The 783-nt window shown below is 33.3% G+C and carries 2 protein-coding genes; both read right to left on the bottom strand.

The genetic code is table 11. The features are described 5' to 3' along the window. Window positions 1-61: 61 nt before the first annotated feature. Window positions 62-412 carry a hypothetical protein gene (locus FHQ23_RS12245; RefSeq protein ID WP_139614565.1) on the bottom strand — a complete coding sequence of 117 codons (351 nt, stop codon included), beginning with the start codon at window positions 410-412 and terminating at the stop codon, window positions 62-64. Beyond that, a partial coding sequence (locus FHQ23_RS12240; protein WP_139614564.1) for a VENN motif pre-toxin domain-containing protein occupies window positions 409-783 on the bottom strand: 375 nt, incomplete at its 5' end. The genes FHQ23_RS12245 and FHQ23_RS12240, both read right to left, overlap by 4 nt.

The raw sequence follows: 783 nt of genomic DNA, 5'->3' as shown, positions 1-783 counted from the left end.
TTATTCTCAACCGCACTTTGCATGGTAAGCGTGATATAACAATATAAAATACATTAAAAAATTATTGGCAGATCTCTACATTATAGCTGTATTTTAATAAAGTATCTTTTTCTAAGTAAACAATAAAAACTGCATTTCCATTTTTACAGAAAAGATATTTTTTTCTTTTCACATAGCCATGCTCAATCAAAAAATCAACATTAGCAACACCATGGATATATATTTTAATCTCAAAGTATTTAAACAAATCAATGGAATAAATCTCACCCTTAAACTTGTTTTTAATCAAACTTAGAAATATCCCCCCCTCTCTTTTATTTTTATAATTATTTTGAATATTACCAGTAATAAAACCATACATAGCCAGAGCTGAAGATAAAATCAAAATTACATAAAATAATTTTACTTTCATTTCTTATCACCTGTAATTTGATTTGAGTATTCTCCTCCAATTGAAAAGCCACTACCCAATCCAATTCCAAATATTTGTTTAGTTGTGCCCGCTTTACCAATAGGTGGAGTCGAACCCACACTAACACAATAGACTCCGTAACACCCTTTACTGCTAAAGCTTGATCCAGATAATACTGAGTTGATTGTTTTCCCAACTTCAGGATTTTCTTTAACATATCTAAATAAATTATTCTCAACCGTACTTTCCGCTATCGCTTGCCCGGTTGCAACATTAACAAGTGCAGTTGTTCTATCCGTAGCTGTTCCATCTGCCTGTGCCGTCACCGTTGCCGCCAATGCGCCTGTCAGGCTGCTGAGGCTTGAGATATT

Source organism: Testudinibacter crocodili, assembly GCF_006228025.1.
Lineage (GTDB): Bacteria > Pseudomonadota > Gammaproteobacteria > Enterobacterales > Pasteurellaceae > Chelonobacter.
Note: the sequence above shows the minus strand (reverse complement) of the source record. Positions and strands in the feature narration are given on the sequence as shown.